The 14,373-nt window shown below is 36.4% G+C and carries 20 protein-coding genes and 1 pseudogene; 11 read left to right on the forward strand and 10 right to left on the reverse strand.

Going from position 1 to position 14,373, the window contains the following annotated elements; translation table 11 throughout:
* Positions 1-25: 25 nt before the first annotated feature.
* The 4 genes from efp to SB773_RS05470 are packed head-to-tail and all read right to left on the reverse strand — an operon-like array spanning position 26 to position 2,652.
* A complete protein-coding gene (gene efp, locus SB773_RS05455; RefSeq protein WP_002033989.1) occupies positions 26-583 on the reverse strand; it encodes an elongation factor P in 558 nt (185 codons plus the stop codon).
* A gap of 21 nt (positions 584-604) precedes the next feature.
* Positions 605-1,666 carry a Xaa-Pro dipeptidase gene (gene pepQ, locus SB773_RS05460; protein WP_410588916.1) on the reverse strand — a complete coding sequence of 354 codons (1,062 nt, stop codon included), beginning with the start codon at positions 1,664-1,666 and terminating at the stop codon, positions 605-607.
* Positions 1,667-1,670: 4 nt separating this feature from the next.
* Entirely contained in the window at positions 1,671-2,111 is a 441-nt protein-coding gene (aroQ, locus tag SB773_RS05465) for a type II 3-dehydroquinate dehydratase (protein ID WP_002015049.1), read from the reverse strand.
* A gap of 55 nt (positions 2,112-2,166) precedes the next feature.
* On the reverse strand, positions 2,167-2,652 hold the full coding sequence (locus SB773_RS05470; protein WP_002015048.1) for a YqhR family membrane protein: 486 nt from the start codon (positions 2,650-2,652) through the stop codon (positions 2,167-2,169).
* Positions 2,653-2,896: 244 nt separating this feature from the next.
* Here SB773_RS05470 and SB773_RS05475 point away from each other — a divergent pair, with 244 nt between their 5' ends.
* Complete coding sequence (locus SB773_RS05475; RefSeq protein WP_002015047.1) at positions 2,897-3,817, forward strand: DUF1385 domain-containing protein; 921 nt, start codon at positions 2,897-2,899, stop codon at positions 3,815-3,817.
* A 79-nt stretch (positions 3,818-3,896) separates the two neighbouring features.
* Complete coding sequence (locus SB773_RS05480; protein WP_002015046.1) at positions 3,897-4,298, forward strand: SA1362 family protein; 402 nt, start codon at positions 3,897-3,899, stop codon at positions 4,296-4,298.
* Positions 4,299-4,378: 80 nt separating this feature from the next.
* Here the strand turns inward: SB773_RS05480 and SB773_RS05485 are convergent, their stop codons facing one another.
* The 3 genes from SB773_RS05485 to splB all read right to left on the reverse strand — a co-directional run bounded on the left by SB773_RS05485 (position 4,379) and on the right by splB (position 6,667).
* Positions 4,379-5,026 carry an HAD family hydrolase gene (locus SB773_RS05485; RefSeq protein ID WP_410588919.1) on the reverse strand — a complete coding sequence of 216 codons (648 nt, stop codon included), beginning with the start codon at positions 5,024-5,026 and terminating at the stop codon, positions 4,379-4,381.
* A gap of 53 nt (positions 5,027-5,079) precedes the next feature.
* Positions 5,080-5,508 carry a transcriptional regulator MntR gene (gene mntR / locus SB773_RS05490; protein ID WP_002143106.1) on the reverse strand — a complete coding sequence of 143 codons (429 nt, stop codon included), beginning with the start codon at positions 5,506-5,508 and terminating at the stop codon, positions 5,080-5,082.
* A gap of 133 nt (positions 5,509-5,641) precedes the next feature.
* Positions 5,642-6,667, reverse strand: coding sequence for a spore photoproduct lyase (gene splB / locus SB773_RS05495; RefSeq protein WP_410588921.1), 1,026 nt, complete (start codon positions 6,665-6,667; stop codon positions 5,642-5,644).
* Between the two features lie 156 nt (positions 6,668-6,823).
* Between splB and SB773_RS05500 the strand changes: the two genes are divergently transcribed.
* From SB773_RS05500 to SB773_RS05510, 3 genes and pseudogenes are all read left to right on the forward strand, one after another.
* Entirely contained in the window at positions 6,824-7,144 is a 321-nt protein-coding gene (locus SB773_RS05500) for a PadR family transcriptional regulator (protein WP_002192505.1), read from the forward strand.
* Positions 7,145-7,146: 2 nt separating this feature from the next.
* Positions 7,147-7,818 (forward strand): annotated as a pseudogene (locus tag SB773_RS05505) (DUF1129 family protein).
* A gap of 200 nt (positions 7,819-8,018) precedes the next feature.
* Positions 8,019-8,828, forward strand: a complete 810-nt coding sequence (locus SB773_RS05510; protein ID WP_002192502.1) for a hypothetical protein — start codon at positions 8,019-8,021, stop codon at positions 8,826-8,828.
* A gap of 28 nt (positions 8,829-8,856) precedes the next feature.
* Here SB773_RS05510 and SB773_RS05515 read toward each other — a convergent pair whose 3' ends face one another.
* Positions 8,857-9,693 carry a lipoate--protein ligase family protein gene (locus tag SB773_RS05515; RefSeq protein ID WP_002015039.1) on the reverse strand — a complete coding sequence of 279 codons (837 nt, stop codon included), beginning with the start codon at positions 9,691-9,693 and terminating at the stop codon, positions 8,857-8,859.
* 170 nt (positions 9,694-9,863) lie between these two features.
* Here SB773_RS05515 and SB773_RS05520 point away from each other — a divergent pair, with 170 nt between their 5' ends.
* Positions 9,864-10,247, forward strand: a complete 384-nt coding sequence (locus tag SB773_RS05520; RefSeq protein WP_002015038.1) for a rhodanese-like domain-containing protein — start codon at positions 9,864-9,866, stop codon at positions 10,245-10,247.
* Positions 10,248-10,284: 37 nt separating this feature from the next.
* Here the strand turns inward: SB773_RS05520 and SB773_RS05525 are convergent, their stop codons facing one another.
* Positions 10,285-10,821: a hypothetical protein gene (locus SB773_RS05525; RefSeq protein ID WP_002165082.1), complete on the reverse strand. Its 537-nt coding sequence runs from the start codon at positions 10,819-10,821 to the stop codon at positions 10,285-10,287.
* A gap of 317 nt (positions 10,822-11,138) precedes the next feature.
* Here SB773_RS05525 and SB773_RS05530 point away from each other — a divergent pair, with 317 nt between their 5' ends.
* The 5 genes from SB773_RS05530 to SB773_RS05550 all read left to right on the forward strand — a co-directional run bounded on the left by SB773_RS05530 (position 11,139) and on the right by SB773_RS05550 (position 13,789).
* The gene (locus tag SB773_RS05530) at positions 11,139-12,116 is read left to right on the forward strand and encodes a LacI family DNA-binding transcriptional regulator (RefSeq protein ID WP_060749619.1); all 978 of its coding nucleotides are present in this window, start codon (positions 11,139-11,141) and stop codon (positions 12,114-12,116) included.
* 98 nt (positions 12,117-12,214) lie between these two features.
* Positions 12,215-12,796, forward strand: a complete 582-nt coding sequence (locus tag SB773_RS05535; RefSeq protein WP_002192499.1) for a TetR/AcrR family transcriptional regulator — start codon at positions 12,215-12,217, stop codon at positions 12,794-12,796.
* A 71-nt stretch (positions 12,797-12,867) separates the two neighbouring features.
* Positions 12,868-13,200, forward strand: a complete 333-nt coding sequence (locus SB773_RS05540; RefSeq protein WP_000312339.1) for a DMT family transporter — start codon at positions 12,868-12,870, stop codon at positions 13,198-13,200.
* A 1-nt stretch (position 13,201) separates the two neighbouring features.
* Positions 13,202-13,516 carry a DMT family transporter gene (locus SB773_RS05545; protein WP_002015033.1) on the forward strand — a complete coding sequence of 105 codons (315 nt, stop codon included), beginning with the start codon at positions 13,202-13,204 and terminating at the stop codon, positions 13,514-13,516.
* A 15-nt stretch (positions 13,517-13,531) separates the two neighbouring features.
* Positions 13,532-13,789 (forward strand): DUF3975 family protein, encoded by a 258-nt coding sequence (locus tag SB773_RS05550; protein WP_410588927.1) that lies wholly within the window; start codon positions 13,532-13,534, stop codon positions 13,787-13,789.
* 167 nt (positions 13,790-13,956) lie between these two features.
* Here the strand turns inward: SB773_RS05550 and SB773_RS05555 are convergent, their stop codons facing one another.
* The gene (locus SB773_RS05555) at positions 13,957-14,142 is read right to left on the reverse strand and encodes a hypothetical protein (protein ID WP_002145769.1); all 186 of its coding nucleotides are present in this window, start codon (positions 14,140-14,142) and stop codon (positions 13,957-13,959) included.
* Between the last annotated feature and the right edge of the window lie 231 nt (positions 14,143-14,373).

The raw sequence follows: 14,373 nt of genomic DNA on the forward strand, positions 1-14,373 counted from the left end.
CGTGATAATCACGAGTGCTTTTCTACTATGCACGAGAAACGTATTTACCTTCACCAGTGTTGATGATAAGCATTTCGCCTTCGTTAATGAAGATTGGTACTTGTACAACAAGACCAGTTTCTAATTTAGCTGGTTTTGTTACGTTAGAAGCTGTGTCACCTTTAATACCAGGCTCTGTTTCTGACACTGTTAATTCAACTGTGTTCGGAAGTTCAACACCAAGTACTTCATCTTGGTATGTCATAATAGATACTCCCATGTTTTCTTTTAAGAATTTTAATTCGCGCTCGATTTGGTTTTCGCCAAGTTCGATTTGCTCATAAGTTTCGTTATCCATAAATACGTGAGACTCACCGCTCGCGTATAAGTATTGCATACGACGGTTTTCGATGTGTGCTTTTTCTACTTTTTCACCTGCACGGAATGTTTTCTCTTGAACAGATCCTGTGCGAAGGTTACGTAGTTTAGAGCGAACGAATGCAGCACCTTTACCTGGCTTTACGTGTTGGAAATCCATTACTTGCCAAAGGGCATTGTCCACTGAAATTGTTAAACCTGTACGAAAATCGTTTACTGAAATCATGTAAAAAAATCCTCCTGTGTATTACAAAATAATAAGTTCTTTTGGTGATTTCGTTATTACTTCATTGCCTTCACTTGTTACAATGATATCATCTTCAATACGTACCCCGCCAACACCTGGAATATAAATACCTGGTTCTACTGTTACAGCCATACCTGGTTCAAGTACTGTATCAGAACGGAACGCTAAACCTGGTGCTTCATGGATTTCAAGACCGATTCCATGACCAGTAGAGTGTCCGAAGTATTCACCATATCCTTTTTCCGTTATGTAATCACGCGTTAATGCATCAGCCTCACGACCCGTTAAACCAGCTTTAATACCGTTCACACCACGTAGTTGTGCTTCTAAAACGATATTATAAATTTCTTTTAATTTATCAGATGGTTCACCGACTGCAATCGTACGAGTAATATCAGAGCAATATCCTTTGTAATAAGCGCCGAAGTCTAATGTAACGAAATCTCCTTTTTCTATCACTTTTTCAGATGCCACGCCGTGCGGTAATGCCGAACGAAGACCTGAAGCAACGATAATATCAAACGAAGAAGATGTTGCTCCTTGTTTTCTCATGAAAAATTCAAGTTCATTTGACACTTCAATTTCAGATACTCCCGGGCGAATGAATGATAGAATATGCTCAAAGGCAGCATCTGCAATCTGTGCAGCTTCCTTTAATATCTTAATCTCTGAATCAGTCTTTATCAAGCGTAACTTTTCTACAAGCCCAGAAGTTGGGATGAATTCAGCTTCGATCGCTTCATTATGCGTTACGTAAGAGCTATATGTAAGAGTATCTTGCTCAAAGCCTAGCTTTTGAATTCCAAGTTCTTTAACTTGTTTCGCAACTTCATCAAGAATTAATCCTGGATGCTGCACTATTTCGTATCCAACCGCTTGCTTACTAGCTTGCTCTATATAACGGAAATCTGTAATAAATAGAGCACGCTCTTTTGAAATTAGTACAACACCAGCTGTTCCTGTGAAATTCGCCATATATCTACGGCTATGTTCATTCGTTAATACGATACCGTCAATACCAGCCTCATCAAACGCACTTCTTAATCTCCCGATTTTTTCCATTACTTTATGCCTCCCTCAATTTCTCCATTAATGCAAATAACGCTAACTTATAGCCATAAAAACCAAATCCAACAATTTGTCCCGCACAAACAGCCGCCGTCACAGATTCGTGACGGAACGATTCACGCTGGTGAATGTTAGAAATATGTACTTCAATAACAGGGATCGAAATGCTCGCAATTGCATCTCGAATCGCATAGCTATAATGCGTAAATGCTCCAGGATTTAAAATGATCCCTTCATATATATCTTCAGCCTCATGAAGACGATCGATAATAGCACCTTCATGATTCGATTGGAAACATTCTAACTCCACTCCCATTTTCTCTGCTTCGTGTTTCATATCTGTTTCAAGCGTCGCTAACGTTCCTTTTCCGTATACATTTACTTCCCTAACGCCAAGGCGATTTAGGTTAGGACCATTTACGAGGAGTAACTTTTTCATTTTCTTAAAACTCCTTAATATTAAAAAATGTCTATACGACATTTTAACATAGGAATCACTTATTTGAATAGTTTGTCTTCTCGACCCCTTCTCCTCTATTTGTATTATTCGATTCGAATGCTACAGAATACGAAATAAAAACACCATATAATATAAAGATACATATTGTCGTTACAATTGTTTCTTTCGGTAAATGGAGTGCACTTTTAATAACAGGTGCCATTAGCCCCATCCCCAAAAATAATAATGCCCACCAAAACAAACCGTATAGTACGCCAGGGAATACTCCTTCAAACTTTTTAAAAAGGGCTTTATAGAGAAATGCCACTAAAATTGAAAGAAGTCCCATACAAACGATACCTAGTACATTTCCCCAAACCCCTTCTTTCCAATCTCCAAATGCAAACGGTAAAAGTAAATAGTTAGGTCCAGCTTCTGTAAATGAGAATATATGAAGGAAATACCATATACCTCCCCAAAATAAGCCACCAAATAAACCAATTTGTACAAAGTTTCTTATTGTTGATTGTTCTTGATTCACATTGACACCTCCGCTCAATAGTATGCCCGAAACTATTTTGAGGCATGTTTAAATCCTGCAAAATTTGTCTATAAAAAGAATAAGAAATGTCCGACTCTCGTAACATTTTCCCTTGTCATCTGCCTGTATTTGTCGATAAAATAAAGGAAACTCGGTGATTGTCTTATTTCAAGATGACAAAACCAAGTATGACAATTGCCTCTTTTTCTACATAAGAGAGAAACAAATACAGGTTGGTGTTAACATGGCAGAAGAGTCAAAACAAATATATGGCGGGCAGGCAGTCATAGAAGGAGTTATGTTTGGCGGTAGAGAATATACTGTTACAGCGGTTCGTCGTAAAGATAAATCGATTGAATTTTATCGTTTACCACGCGTTCGTAATAAAGCATTATCTCTACTAAAGAAAATTCCATTTTTACGAGGTATTGCCGCTATTGTGGATGCAAGTGCGAATGGAGCGAAACATTTAAACTTTGCTTCAGAACGATTTGATGTCCACCCAGAAGAAGATGAACAACTTGCAAATAAAAAAGAAGAACAATCAAAATTAACGATGGTATTAGGAGTTGCAGCAGTTGGCGTTTTATCGTTCATATTCGGTAAAGTAATTTTCACAGCAGTTCCTGCACTTTTAGCTGAATTAACGAGACCGATTTTCCCATCTCATACAGGGCAAATCATTGTCGAAAGTGTCATTAAGCTCATGCTATTATTGAGCTATATATACTTCATTTCTTTAACCCCACTTATTAAGCGGGTATTTCAGTACCACGGTGCGGAACATAAAGTAATCAATGCTTATGAGAATAATCTTCCACTGACTGTAGAAAATGTTCAAAAGCAAACTCGCCTCCATTATCGCTGTGGCAGTAGCTTTATTATATTTACAGTCATTATTGGAATGTTTGTCTATTTCCTCGTCCCTACAGATCCGCTTTGGGCAAGGGTAGTAAACCGAATTTTATTAATTCCAGTTGTTCTCGGTATTTCTTTTGAAGTATTACAATTTACCAATCGATTACGAGATGTCCCTGTTTTACGAGTACTTGGATATCCAGGATTATGGCTGCAACTATTAACAACGAAAGAACCAACAGATGATCAAGCGGAAGTTGCAATCGCATCGTTTGAAGAATTATTACGTTTAGAAAACAAACAATAATTATTTAAAAATGGTGTTCAACTCCTTTCCTCATCGTTAATATACTAATTTTAATATATGTTTTTAGGAGGTGTCCCTTATGAACGGTCGTTCGTTTACATTCGCTATATTTGTGCTTATTATCGGATTGGCAATATTCGGCCTTGTTTCATCTGTTATTACAAATCCAATGGAAGTATTGAAAAACATTGGTATCATGTTAGCTGTCGTCGGTATCTTTTACTTACTCTACAAAATGTTTACAAACTCTAGTGGTTCTGCAAATTCGCAAAGCTCATATAAGCGTGCAGCGAAACAATCGAACCGCAAACACGGGAAACAAAATGTAGCACCCCTAAGCAATTCTTTCTTGAAACGAAATGCTTCTGATGACAAGGGGAAAAAGGGTAATTCTCCATCGTTGAAAAGAAAAAGAAAACAATCTCATTTAACTGTCATTGAAGGTAAAAAAAACAAAAAGAAAGACCGTGCTTCCTTTTAGGAAATACGGTCTTTTTTTATCCCGGTTGGTGCGGGGCTAATAATCAGTGGAAGATGCGAAAAACCCTACTGATTAAAGTTTCACTTTATATGTTGAAGCACTTCTTTCAAACTTTTCTCTTTCATACTTTCGATACGAAGGTGATGGTTTTCAAATTGCAAATTTCTTGTCACATCATTAGGTACGACGACACACTTTAATCCTGCTGCCACCGCTGCTTTCAATCCATTTAATGAATCTTCAAATACAACAGCTTCTGATGGTTCAATTCCTAATTCTTCTATCGTAACTTTATAAAGAGCTGGATCTGGTTTTACCTTCTCTACATCTTCTCGCGTTTTAATCACTTCAAAATAATCTCTAATTTGTAGCTCTTCTAAAAAACGAACGACCCACTTCCTAGATGAACTAGAGGCCAATGCGATTTTCAATCCAAGTTCTTTCGCTTCTTCTAAATATTCTTTTACCCCGTCACGCGCTTTTGGTATTTTCATTTTCTCTTTATGTAAAGTTGTTACTTTTCCCTTTAATGCATGCTCGTTAAAGTTTTCTTTTAATTGCTCTTTTAAATATGCATAAAGCACTTCATCTGTCGTTCCAATACATTTTGCAAATTCCTCTAAAGGTAACTCACCGCCGTATTCACGAACAGCATCTCTGAAAGAGTGAAACCATATTGTTTCTGTGTCCACAATTAATCCATCAAAATCAAAAATAATTGCTTTCATTATTCTCCCGTCCTTTTCGATTGAAATAAAAAAGGAAACGCCACACGTTCCCCTTAATTACTTTTCTCTTCATTTGCTTTTTGAACACCACGAAGTGTTTTTACTCGAACTTCATCTTGTTCAAAGTATTGTACTAAATCACCGATACGGTCAATTGATTCCCAACTTAAATGATGTTCAATTCCTTCTACATCATTATAAATTTTGCTTTCATCCACACCGATAATGCGCATAAACTGTTCTAACAATTCATGACGATATACGAGACGTTCTCCGATTTTTTTACCTTTTGATGTTAATACAAGCCCTCTATATTTTTCATAAATTAGATATTCGTCTTTGTCTAATTTTTGTACCATTTTTGTTACAGAGGATGGATGTACACTAAGCGCTTCAGCAATATCAGATACACGGGCATAACCCTTTTCATCAATCAACAAATAAATTTGTTCAATATAATCTTCCATACTAGGGGTAGGCATCGGTTTCCTCCATCCAATTTCATTTTGCTTATTCCGTACGAAGCAATCAATAAAATGATACACCAGAAAGAATAACGTGACAAGGTGGAAACGAGCCTAAATATATAAAACAAAAAAAGAATCCAGATTCCCCTTATGTAAAATATTGAATTTCTGCATCGGGAAAATACTCATATATATAACCTCGTATTGTTTCTTCTAATACTTCCACATCATCCTTTTGATATACATATTTCCCAATACCGTATCGTCCCCATTTATATTTCCGCTTCTCTTCATCCATTTCAAGTTTCGTATTCGGATAACGTTCTTGAATGACTTTTTTGGCTGGTTTCGTAAAACGATGTTGAATTAATTCGAACGTTAAATTTGGTATCGTCATGTCTTTTAACGCATTGTACAATCGTTCAAACAATTCACGGTACCCTTCTTCCCACCCTTCATGCATATAGATTGGCGCAACAATAAAGCCAAGAGGATAATTAGCCCCCGCTACTTTACGAGCAGCCTCAATTCGCTCTTCAAATGGCGATGTCCCTGGTTCAAAGTTTTTAATAACATAACGTGAATTAATACTAAATCGAAAACGCGTTTTCCCATTATGCTTTGCATCTAATAAATGATCAACATGCGAATATTTGGTAACGAAGCGTAAACGTCCATGTTCACTTTCTCCGATAAACTCTATCGCCCGCTTTAATGCATGTGTCAAATGATCAATTCCAACGATGTCTGATGTACACGCCGCTTCAAATCTTGTTATTTCAGGGGCCCTTTCATCCATATATTGCTTTGCCTTCTCAAAGATTTCATCTAGATTCACATACACCCTTACGTAAGGTTTACTCCCAAGTGTCGTTTGCAAATAGCAATAATGACAATGTCCCATACACCCTGTTGCAAGCGGAATTGCATATTCAGCTGAAGGTTTTGATGTATCGAACTTTAACGTCTTCCTCACCCCAACGACAAGTGTCGCTTTTGCATTACGATACTTTTGCAATTCATTTTCGCCTGGCAAATTTCTAATTTGATTGTGTGATGTCGTTTCACGAATTTCTAAGCCCATCTTCGTAAACTTCTCATAAAGCTCTTTTCCAAGCGGATATTCGAGTGCCCTCGGTTCAAAGTAAACGAGTTTTGGCATAAATGGTTTCATGTGCTTCCCTCCTCTCATTAGTATGGGAAGCACATGAAAATTAACACAGATTAAAGTTTTCCACTTCAGTAACTTGCGTTGCAAGTTACTGACTGTTATAATTTGGATAACAGCTACCTTGCAAGGCAAGTTACCTGGATAAAAGGTGGTGAAATCATGCACAGCCAAATGTTAAAAGGTGTACTAGAAGGTTGCATTCTATATATCATTTCACAAGAAGAAGTGTACGGATATGAACTAAGTACAAAATTAAATAAACACGGCTTTACATTCGTAAGTGAAGGAAGCATCTATCCTTTATTGTTACGCATGCAAAAAGAGAAACTTATTGAAGGTACATTAAAGGCTTCCTCTCTTGGACCGAAGCGAAAATATTATCACGTAACTGATAAGGGATTAGAACAACTTGAAGAATTTAAAAAAAGTTGGGGAATGGTTTCAACGACGGTAAACAACTTATTACAAGGGGAGCGATAGGGATGAAAGCGAAAGACATGGTTGAATTGAACAATAAAAAACGCGAACTTCTAACACCTGAAAACGAAGCTGCTTACGGTGATATGCTAGTATATCTCCGATTATCTAACGTACCCGAACAAAAATTAGAAGAACTTTTATTAGAAATATTAGATCATCTCATCGAAGCACAAGCAGAAAATAAAAATGCTTATGATATTTTCGGAAATGATTTACGATCTTACTGCGATGAACTTATATCAGCTTTACCAACCCAAACAAAGCTAGAACAAACTTCTTTAATCGGTTTTGTTATTAGCTTACTTCTTGCTATACAGTTTGGAATAGATGCACTTGTTTCGACTTTCATTTTGATCTTCGGGAAGAATATCTAACAATTAAGCCCAGCTTTTAGCATCCCTGGAACCACTTTGTTCGTTTCACTTATTATACTAGGTATACTTTTCATTTTATATTTATTAAAGCGCTATTCCTTTAATCAAAAGATGAATTGGAAAAGAAGGATTCTATTTGGATTTGCACTTGCTACTCCATTTTGTTCAGCTGTATTTTTAAATGTCTATTTTAAAAAACAACCTTATCTCATTTATCATCTAACCTTTTGGCAAAACGCCTTAATCGCTATCCTATTTTTTATTTTATATAAATTACTATACAAAAAACCAAATTTTTAACAGCCCTTCAAACGGCTGTTTTTCTTCTGTATAATTTTACAAATTGAAAAATTTCATAAAGAAAATAAGAAAAATGCAAAATAATTAAAGTTAATTGTTGACGTGATGCTTTTATTATCGGTATCATAAATCTTCGTGAGCAATTATTTTTCGTTATACGATTTTTTTATTATTACTGAATTTTTGAGAGGAGAAATTTGATGTCAGTTAAGAAGAAAACGCAAGTACGCACCGGCAAAATGGTACGTGAACTAATGTTAGCAGACGAAGATGTAAATGCTTCGCTAATTATGGTATATAGTGAAAACGGTGTAAACGCAGAAATTAAAATCGAGGGCTTAACGCCGAAATGTAACGAAGAATTATTTTTGAGCGGAAACGTGGATTGGAACAAGAGTGTTATTTATAAAATTGTTGATTTCACTGGGAACGCTGAGGTTGGTAAAGTTACATTAACAGCGATGAACAAAAACAATGTTTCTCTAGAAGTTGAACGCGTTATGTGGAGCAAAGAAAATAAAGAAGCTGCTGAGCAAGAAGAAACAGTTGTAGAAGCTCCAAAAGCAGTTACACCTGCTCCAAAGCCTATTACGCGAGTAGAAACACCTGCTGCACCTAAACCTACTCCGGTACCAACGCCGAAGTCAGTAAGTGTTGAAGCAGCTATAGAACTATCTACTCCAGCACCTGTGAAAAAAGCAGTACCTACTCCAGTTACAAAGCAAGAGACAGCACCGGTTACTCCTATAAAACCGAAGCAACCTGCTTTGACTGAAACAAATACAAAACTACAAGAAAATTATGTTAAACTTGTGAAAAAGACAATTGAAGTTTGTCAAGATTACGAGCTTGGCATCGACATAGATGATTCTATTGAAGGATTAAAAAAAGAACTACAAAGCCAAGGTATTAGCGTTACATTCGACAAAGAAATTATGGACGTTGTAAATCGCCTTCGTTCTTTACAAGATAAAGGAATCAAAGTAGAAAAAGTACTTAATTTACTATAAAAATAAGGAGATGGCGGTCGCCATCTCCTTATTTTTTATAATTCCATTCATTACTTTCATACTTCTCTTTTGCTAAAGTTTGAACTTCATGAAGCTGTTCTTCTGTTAGTTCATACGGCACAAGCTCTATATCTAAACCTTTTTCAAATCCAGTTTCAAACGCTTTAATTAACTGTTCAATCGTAAATGTGCGGTCTGTTAATTCATTAATCGCTACCGCTTTAGAAGAAAACATGTTTTTCATACGCTCTTTTACTCGCTCATTTGGGAATAAAAATAGGTCGTATAACTCATCTAAATCTATTTCTAACGGAATAGAACCGTGTTGCAAGATAACACCTTTTTGACGTGTTTGGGCACTACCCGCGATTTTTCTTCCTTCAACTACAATCTCATACCAAGATGGTGCATCAAAACATACTCCTGAACGCGGATTTTTTAAATTCTCACGATCCGCTTCTGTTTTCGGAACTGCATAATACGCTTCTAATCCTAATGCCTTAAAACCGTCCAATAAGCCTTGCGAAATAATTCGGTATGCTTCTGTAACTGTTTTTGGCATATTCGGATGATCTTCAGACACAATAACACTGTACGTTAATTCTTTGTCATGTAGTACACCCCTGCCGCCTGTTTGACGACGAACGAATCCATATTTCTTTTCGTTAACTACATCCATATTTATATCTTTTTCAACACGCTGGAAATACCCGACTGTTAATGTTGGTACTTCCCATTCATAAAAACGAATTGTTGGTGACATTTTCTTTGCACTTTGCCAATTTAATAAACATTCATCTAACGCCATATTAAATGCTGGTGAACATTGACCAGAGTTAATATAACACCATTTTTCTTTTCCCATCCTGCACCTCATATAACCAATTATTTTTCACATTCTCTAGTCTACCAAATTCGACAAAATTTGTGAAAGAATACGAAATTTCTTCTTATATACAAATGAATCTGTTGCATAAATACATATGGGCATTATAATATTGAAAGTAGGATAAGAAAAAAGGGAGCGATAGAATCGTGTCAACAAACTTGATTATTATACTAGCCGCAATTGCAGCATTCATCGGCTACACTGTATGGATGTATTTCTATCAGAAAAAATTAATTAAAACACTTTCAGAAGATGAATTTCGCGCTGGCTACCGTAAAGCACAGCTTATCGATATTCGCGAAGCGGATGAATTTAACGCGGGACATATTTTAGGTGCGCGTAACATTCCATTATCACAAATTCGCCTTCGCCACAAAGAACTTCGCCAAGATCAACCGGTTTATTTATATTGCCAAAGCGGATTCCGTACAGGTCGTGCAGCTCAATACTTAAAAAAACAAGGCTACACAGATTTCTACCAATTAAAAGGTGGATTTAAATCTTGGTCAGGAAAAATTAAAAAGAAATAATATACAAAAAACTAGCTGCACGATACAGCTAGTTTTTTCATTCCATATTGTTCGCAATGTACAGCAGATTTTGTTTAATCACATCTTCAGCTTTCTCATCTACATTACGATATAATAGCTGATATTCAATCCCCTTCTCTTTCCATATAAGCGTAGCAAATTCGTCCCCTCTCTCGTAATCATCCTTATTTTTAAAATAAGCAGGTGCTCCATTATTCAATTTCATTTGTTCTTGAAATCGATTCTCTTCTACGAGGTATGGAAAACTGTAAGAAAAGTTGGCCACTGTTAATTCTATATAATCGTGCCTTCCTTTCTCTTGTTGCTTATATTTAATCGTTAAGACAGCATTCTTCTTTCCCATCGTTCTTACCTCCCCCTGCACATCACTCGTAATGTCATAAGGTAAAAACGTTGGAACTTTAAACTTTGCCGGAAAATATTTTGGAAGTTCCTTTAGCGGAATTGGATCAGTAACACGGTCCTTAGCCCCTCCTGTTGTTCCTACAAATGTTTTTTCTTCTTGCATCGTTTGCTGAAATGAACATGAGCTAAGTATTACACTAGAAAACACGAAACAAATGATTCCTTTTTTCAATTTGTTTCCGCCCTTTCATACCGCTCTCTTAACGAGTGAAGCGTTTATACTCTCTACTATTCGCTTCGTTATCAAACGCCTCCTCCGAAAACTTTCCACGTTATTCTCACACATTCTGACAAAAATTCTTTGCAGACATACAAAAAAGACCTCGCTATTCTTACGCCCAAATAAAAAGGTTACGCGAACAACAGAAGTCATGCTTATAACATAGATTGTGAAAAGCTTTTCAGGTCAAGATTTTTTTCATTCTTATTATTTTCCCCTTATAATTAAGTAAAGAGGTGATACATATGGCCAATATAAAACAAATTGCAAAAACTGCTGGTGTATCTATATCAACTGTTTCTCGTGTCCTTAATAATCATCCTTACGTAAAAGAGGAAAAACGTAAGCGTGTTTTAGATGCAGTTGAAGAATTGAACTATGCAAAAAATATAAATGCTATCCATTTAATAAAGGGTAAAACATATACAATTGGCGTTATGCTACCTTTTATTAATCTTCCGTACTTTAGCACGATCATTGAAGGAATCGGAAACGAAGCGTTAGCAGCTGGATATCATATTAATTTATGCCAAACGAATTACGATAGTATTGAAGAAATTCGCGTTCTTGAAATGATGAAAATGAAACAATTTGACGGGATGATTATTTGCTCTCGCACGAGTTCATGGGAACAAATTGAACCGTTCGCAAAATTTGCCCCTATTATTTCATGTGAAAAAATGAACCATCCCCTCATTTCATCTGTCTATGTAGATCATTACGAAGGGTTCCGCCTTGGTACTTCCTATTTACTCAGTAAAGGTCATGAAAAAATCGGCATTTGTTTAGCAAGAAAAACAAGTGTTAATTCAATCGAGCGTGAAAAAGCTTTCACCGATACTCTTCGTCACGAAGGAAAAACAGTATACCCTGATTGGATTTTCCATCAATGTTATACGATGCAGGACGGGGCAAAAATACTTCATCGTATTTTAAACATGAAAAATCGTCCAACCGCTATTTTCACAGCGAACGATCAAGTAGCTGCTGGTTTATTAACAGAGGCAAAAAAACATGGCATTCGCATACCTGAAGACCTCGCTATCCTGGGCTTTGATAACCATGAAATTTCAAAAGCATTAGAAATTACAACTATTGAGCATCCCGGGCTCACAATGGGATCACGTGCTTTTTCTTTATTTCATAAACAGATACAAAACGAACACATTATTGGAAACTCAGAAGAACTTTCATTCCATTTAATTGAGCGAAAAACAGTCTAGAAAAGAGTGCCCACCATAGCACTCTTTTTTCAGTTCTTCACCTATTGACTTTATATTTTTTATCTCATATAATGAACCTAACGAACGGTAGGTAGGGGATGAAAATGACAGCAAACCGCATTAAAGCTGTAGCACTTTCTCATTTCGCACGCTACGGCTACGAAGGAACTTCATTAGCAAATATTGCTCAAGAAGTTGGGATTAAAAAACCATCGATTTACGCACACTTTAAAGGAAAAGAAGAGCTATATTTTACATGCTTGGAATCCGCTCTTCAAAAAGATTTACAAAGCTTCACAGACGATATCGAAAATTTTTCAAAATCGTCTACTGAAGAATTGCTAATAAATCTGTTAAAAGGTTATGCAAAACGATTTGGTGAAAGTGAAGAATCAATGTTTTGGTTACGAACTTCTTATTTTCCGCCGGATGCATTTCGCGAACAAATTATTGATAAAGCGAATGTACACATTGAAAATGTCGGAAAACTTTTATTCCCTGTGTTTAAAAGAGCAAGCGAACAAGATGAACTGCATAACATTGAAGTAAAAGATGCTTTGGAGGCTTTTTTATGCTTACTTGACGGCCTTATGGTTGAACTACTATACGCAGGTTTAAATCGTTTTGAGACACGTTTAGAAGCTTCTTGGAAAGTATTTTGGCGCGGACTTTCAAACTGACGGATTGCTCCTTTGCAATGCGTCGTTTTTAAGCCCTTTACCTAACGACTGGTAGGAAGGAGAAATGACATATGGCATGGATTTATGTAATCATAGCTGGTATTATTGAAATCTTTTGGGTGATTGGACTAAAAAAAGCGGAGGCACCACTTGAGTGGGCTGGTGTTGCTCTATTAATTACAATTAGTTTCGTCTTATTATTTAGAGCTTATAAAGATTTACCTGTTGGTACTGTTTACGCAGTCTTCACTGGAATTGGAGCAGGTGGAATCGTTCTTACCGAGATTTTCATCTTCGGAGAACCTTTCTCTATCGTAAAAGTATTATTAATCGGTTTAATCTTCTTCGGAGTAATTGGTTTAAAACGAGTAACAGAAGAAAAAGAAGCGAAGGAGGCCGCATAAAATGGCTTGGGTATTTTTAATTCTAGCTGGTATTTGTGAAATTGTTGGTGTACTCTTTATGAAAGTAGCCACTGAAAAGAAAGGCTGGGCACCAAAAGTTATTTTAATCGCTAACTTCGGCGTAAGCTTCTTCTTCTTATCTCTTGCAATGAACACATTACCGATGGGAACTGCTTACGCAATTTGGACTGGAATCGGAACTGCCGGAAGTGCACTTCTCGGTATTCTTATTTTCCGCGAGTCAGCGGATTGGCGCCGTCTTGCCTTCTTAAGCTGCATTCTATGCGGTGCTGTTGGCTTAAAACTATTAGGCTAACGTGAGGTGAATGTCATGTGGAAAGAAAAAGGAAAACAAATCTTAACATGGATCACACTTGGGATTATCATTCTATTACAAATAAGTTTTCATATAATAGAATGGTTGTTTCATAAAGTAATATCCATTCTTACATTCCTTCCTAACATGGCACTTGAAATTGCATCTATGGTTTGGTCAATTATTGCCTCCATTACTATCGTAATTATATGGAGCATCGCCAAGCTTTGGAACAAGTTATTTAAAAAGGACAGTTCTTCTGAAAAGAAGTAACTGTCCTTTTTTATCCCGCATTAACGGGCAGTAAGACCCCCACCTCAAAATTCGGCGAATGCGAGGGAGTTAGGTGGGAGATCAACTGCCCGTAAACGCCCGATTGGTTCAACTAATAATCAGTGGGGATGGACAAAACCCCCACTGATTAAAGTTTCACTTTATATTCATTCAGATTTTCTATAGAAATTTGATGCGATAAGACAAAGAAGACCAGCTATGACAATACTTATACCAATCCCTTTATGCAAATTAGGAAATGGCGGTGGTATATCCGAGTAAAAATTTGCTAATATGAGACCGATTGAAAATAAAAGTACCCCAATTCTATATAACCACTTTCTTTTGTTCATCATTCTCCCTCCTAAAATTTTTCATATCCTTCTTTCTTTTGGACATACTACCTAAAAAAGGAGTGGGTTATATGCAAAATTCTATACATAAGCAGATCCTGTTTTTATTTTTCCTCTTTCTCATTCTCGTTATCGTTTTCAGCTTTATATTACATACTCCAAAAGATGTTGTACCAAACAGCCTCTCTGTTTATAAACTCTTACTTTCATATTGTCGTTATTGAATAAGGT

The sequence above is a fragment of the Bacillus sp. SIMBA_074 genome (genome assembly GCF_046534555.1).
GTDB classification, from domain to species: domain Bacteria; phylum Bacillota; class Bacilli; order Bacillales; family Bacillaceae_G; genus Bacillus_A; species Bacillus_A mycoides.

Coding starts and splice junctions, on each gene's coding strand:
- efp (WP_002033989.1), bottom strand. CDS start 583: ATGATTTCAGTAAACGATTTTCGTACAGGTTTAACAATTTCAGTGGAC.
- pepQ (WP_410588916.1), bottom strand. CDS start 1,666: ATGGAAAAAATCGGGAGATTAAGAAGTGCGTTTGATGAGGCTGGTATT.
- aroQ (WP_002015049.1), bottom strand. CDS start 2,111: ATGAAAAAGTTACTCCTCGTAAATGGTCCTAACCTAAATCGCCTTGGC.
- SB773_RS05475 (WP_002015047.1), top strand. CDS start 2,897: ATGGCAGAAGAGTCAAAACAAATATATGGCGGGCAGGCAGTCATAGAA.
- SB773_RS05480 (WP_002015046.1), top strand. CDS start 3,897: ATGAACGGTCGTTCGTTTACATTCGCTATATTTGTGCTTATTATCGGA.
- SB773_RS05485 (WP_410588919.1), bottom strand. CDS start 5,026: ATGAAAGCAATTATTTTTGATTTTGATGGATTAATTGTGGACACAGAA.
- mntR (WP_002143106.1), bottom strand. CDS start 5,508: ATGCCTACCCCTAGTATGGAAGATTATATTGAACAAATTTATTTGTTG.
- splB (WP_410588921.1), bottom strand. CDS start 6,667: ATGAAACCATTTATGCCAAAACTCGTTTACTTTGAACCGAGGGCACTC.
- SB773_RS05500 (WP_002192505.1), top strand. CDS start 6,824: ATGCACAGCCAAATGTTAAAAGGTGTACTAGAAGGTTGCATTCTATAT.
- SB773_RS05510 (WP_002192502.1), top strand. CDS start 8,019: ATGTCAGTTAAGAAGAAAACGCAAGTACGCACCGGCAAAATGGTACGT.
- SB773_RS05515 (WP_002015039.1), bottom strand. CDS start 9,693: ATGGGAAAAGAAAAATGGTGTTATATTAACTCTGGTCAATGTTCACCA.
- SB773_RS05530 (WP_060749619.1), top strand. CDS start 11,139: ATGGCCAATATAAAACAAATTGCAAAAACTGCTGGTGTATCTATATCA.
- SB773_RS05535 (WP_002192499.1), top strand. CDS start 12,215: ATGAAAATGACAGCAAACCGCATTAAAGCTGTAGCACTTTCTCATTTC.
- SB773_RS05540 (WP_000312339.1), top strand. CDS start 12,868: ATGGCATGGATTTATGTAATCATAGCTGGTATTATTGAAATCTTTTGG.
- SB773_RS05545 (WP_002015033.1), top strand. CDS start 13,202: ATGGCTTGGGTATTTTTAATTCTAGCTGGTATTTGTGAAATTGTTGGT.
- SB773_RS05550 (WP_410588927.1), top strand. CDS start 13,532: ATGTGGAAAGAAAAAGGAAAACAAATCTTAACATGGATCACACTTGGG.
- SB773_RS05555 (WP_002145769.1), bottom strand. CDS start 14,142: ATGAACAAAAGAAAGTGGTTATATAGAATTGGGGTACTTTTATTTTCA.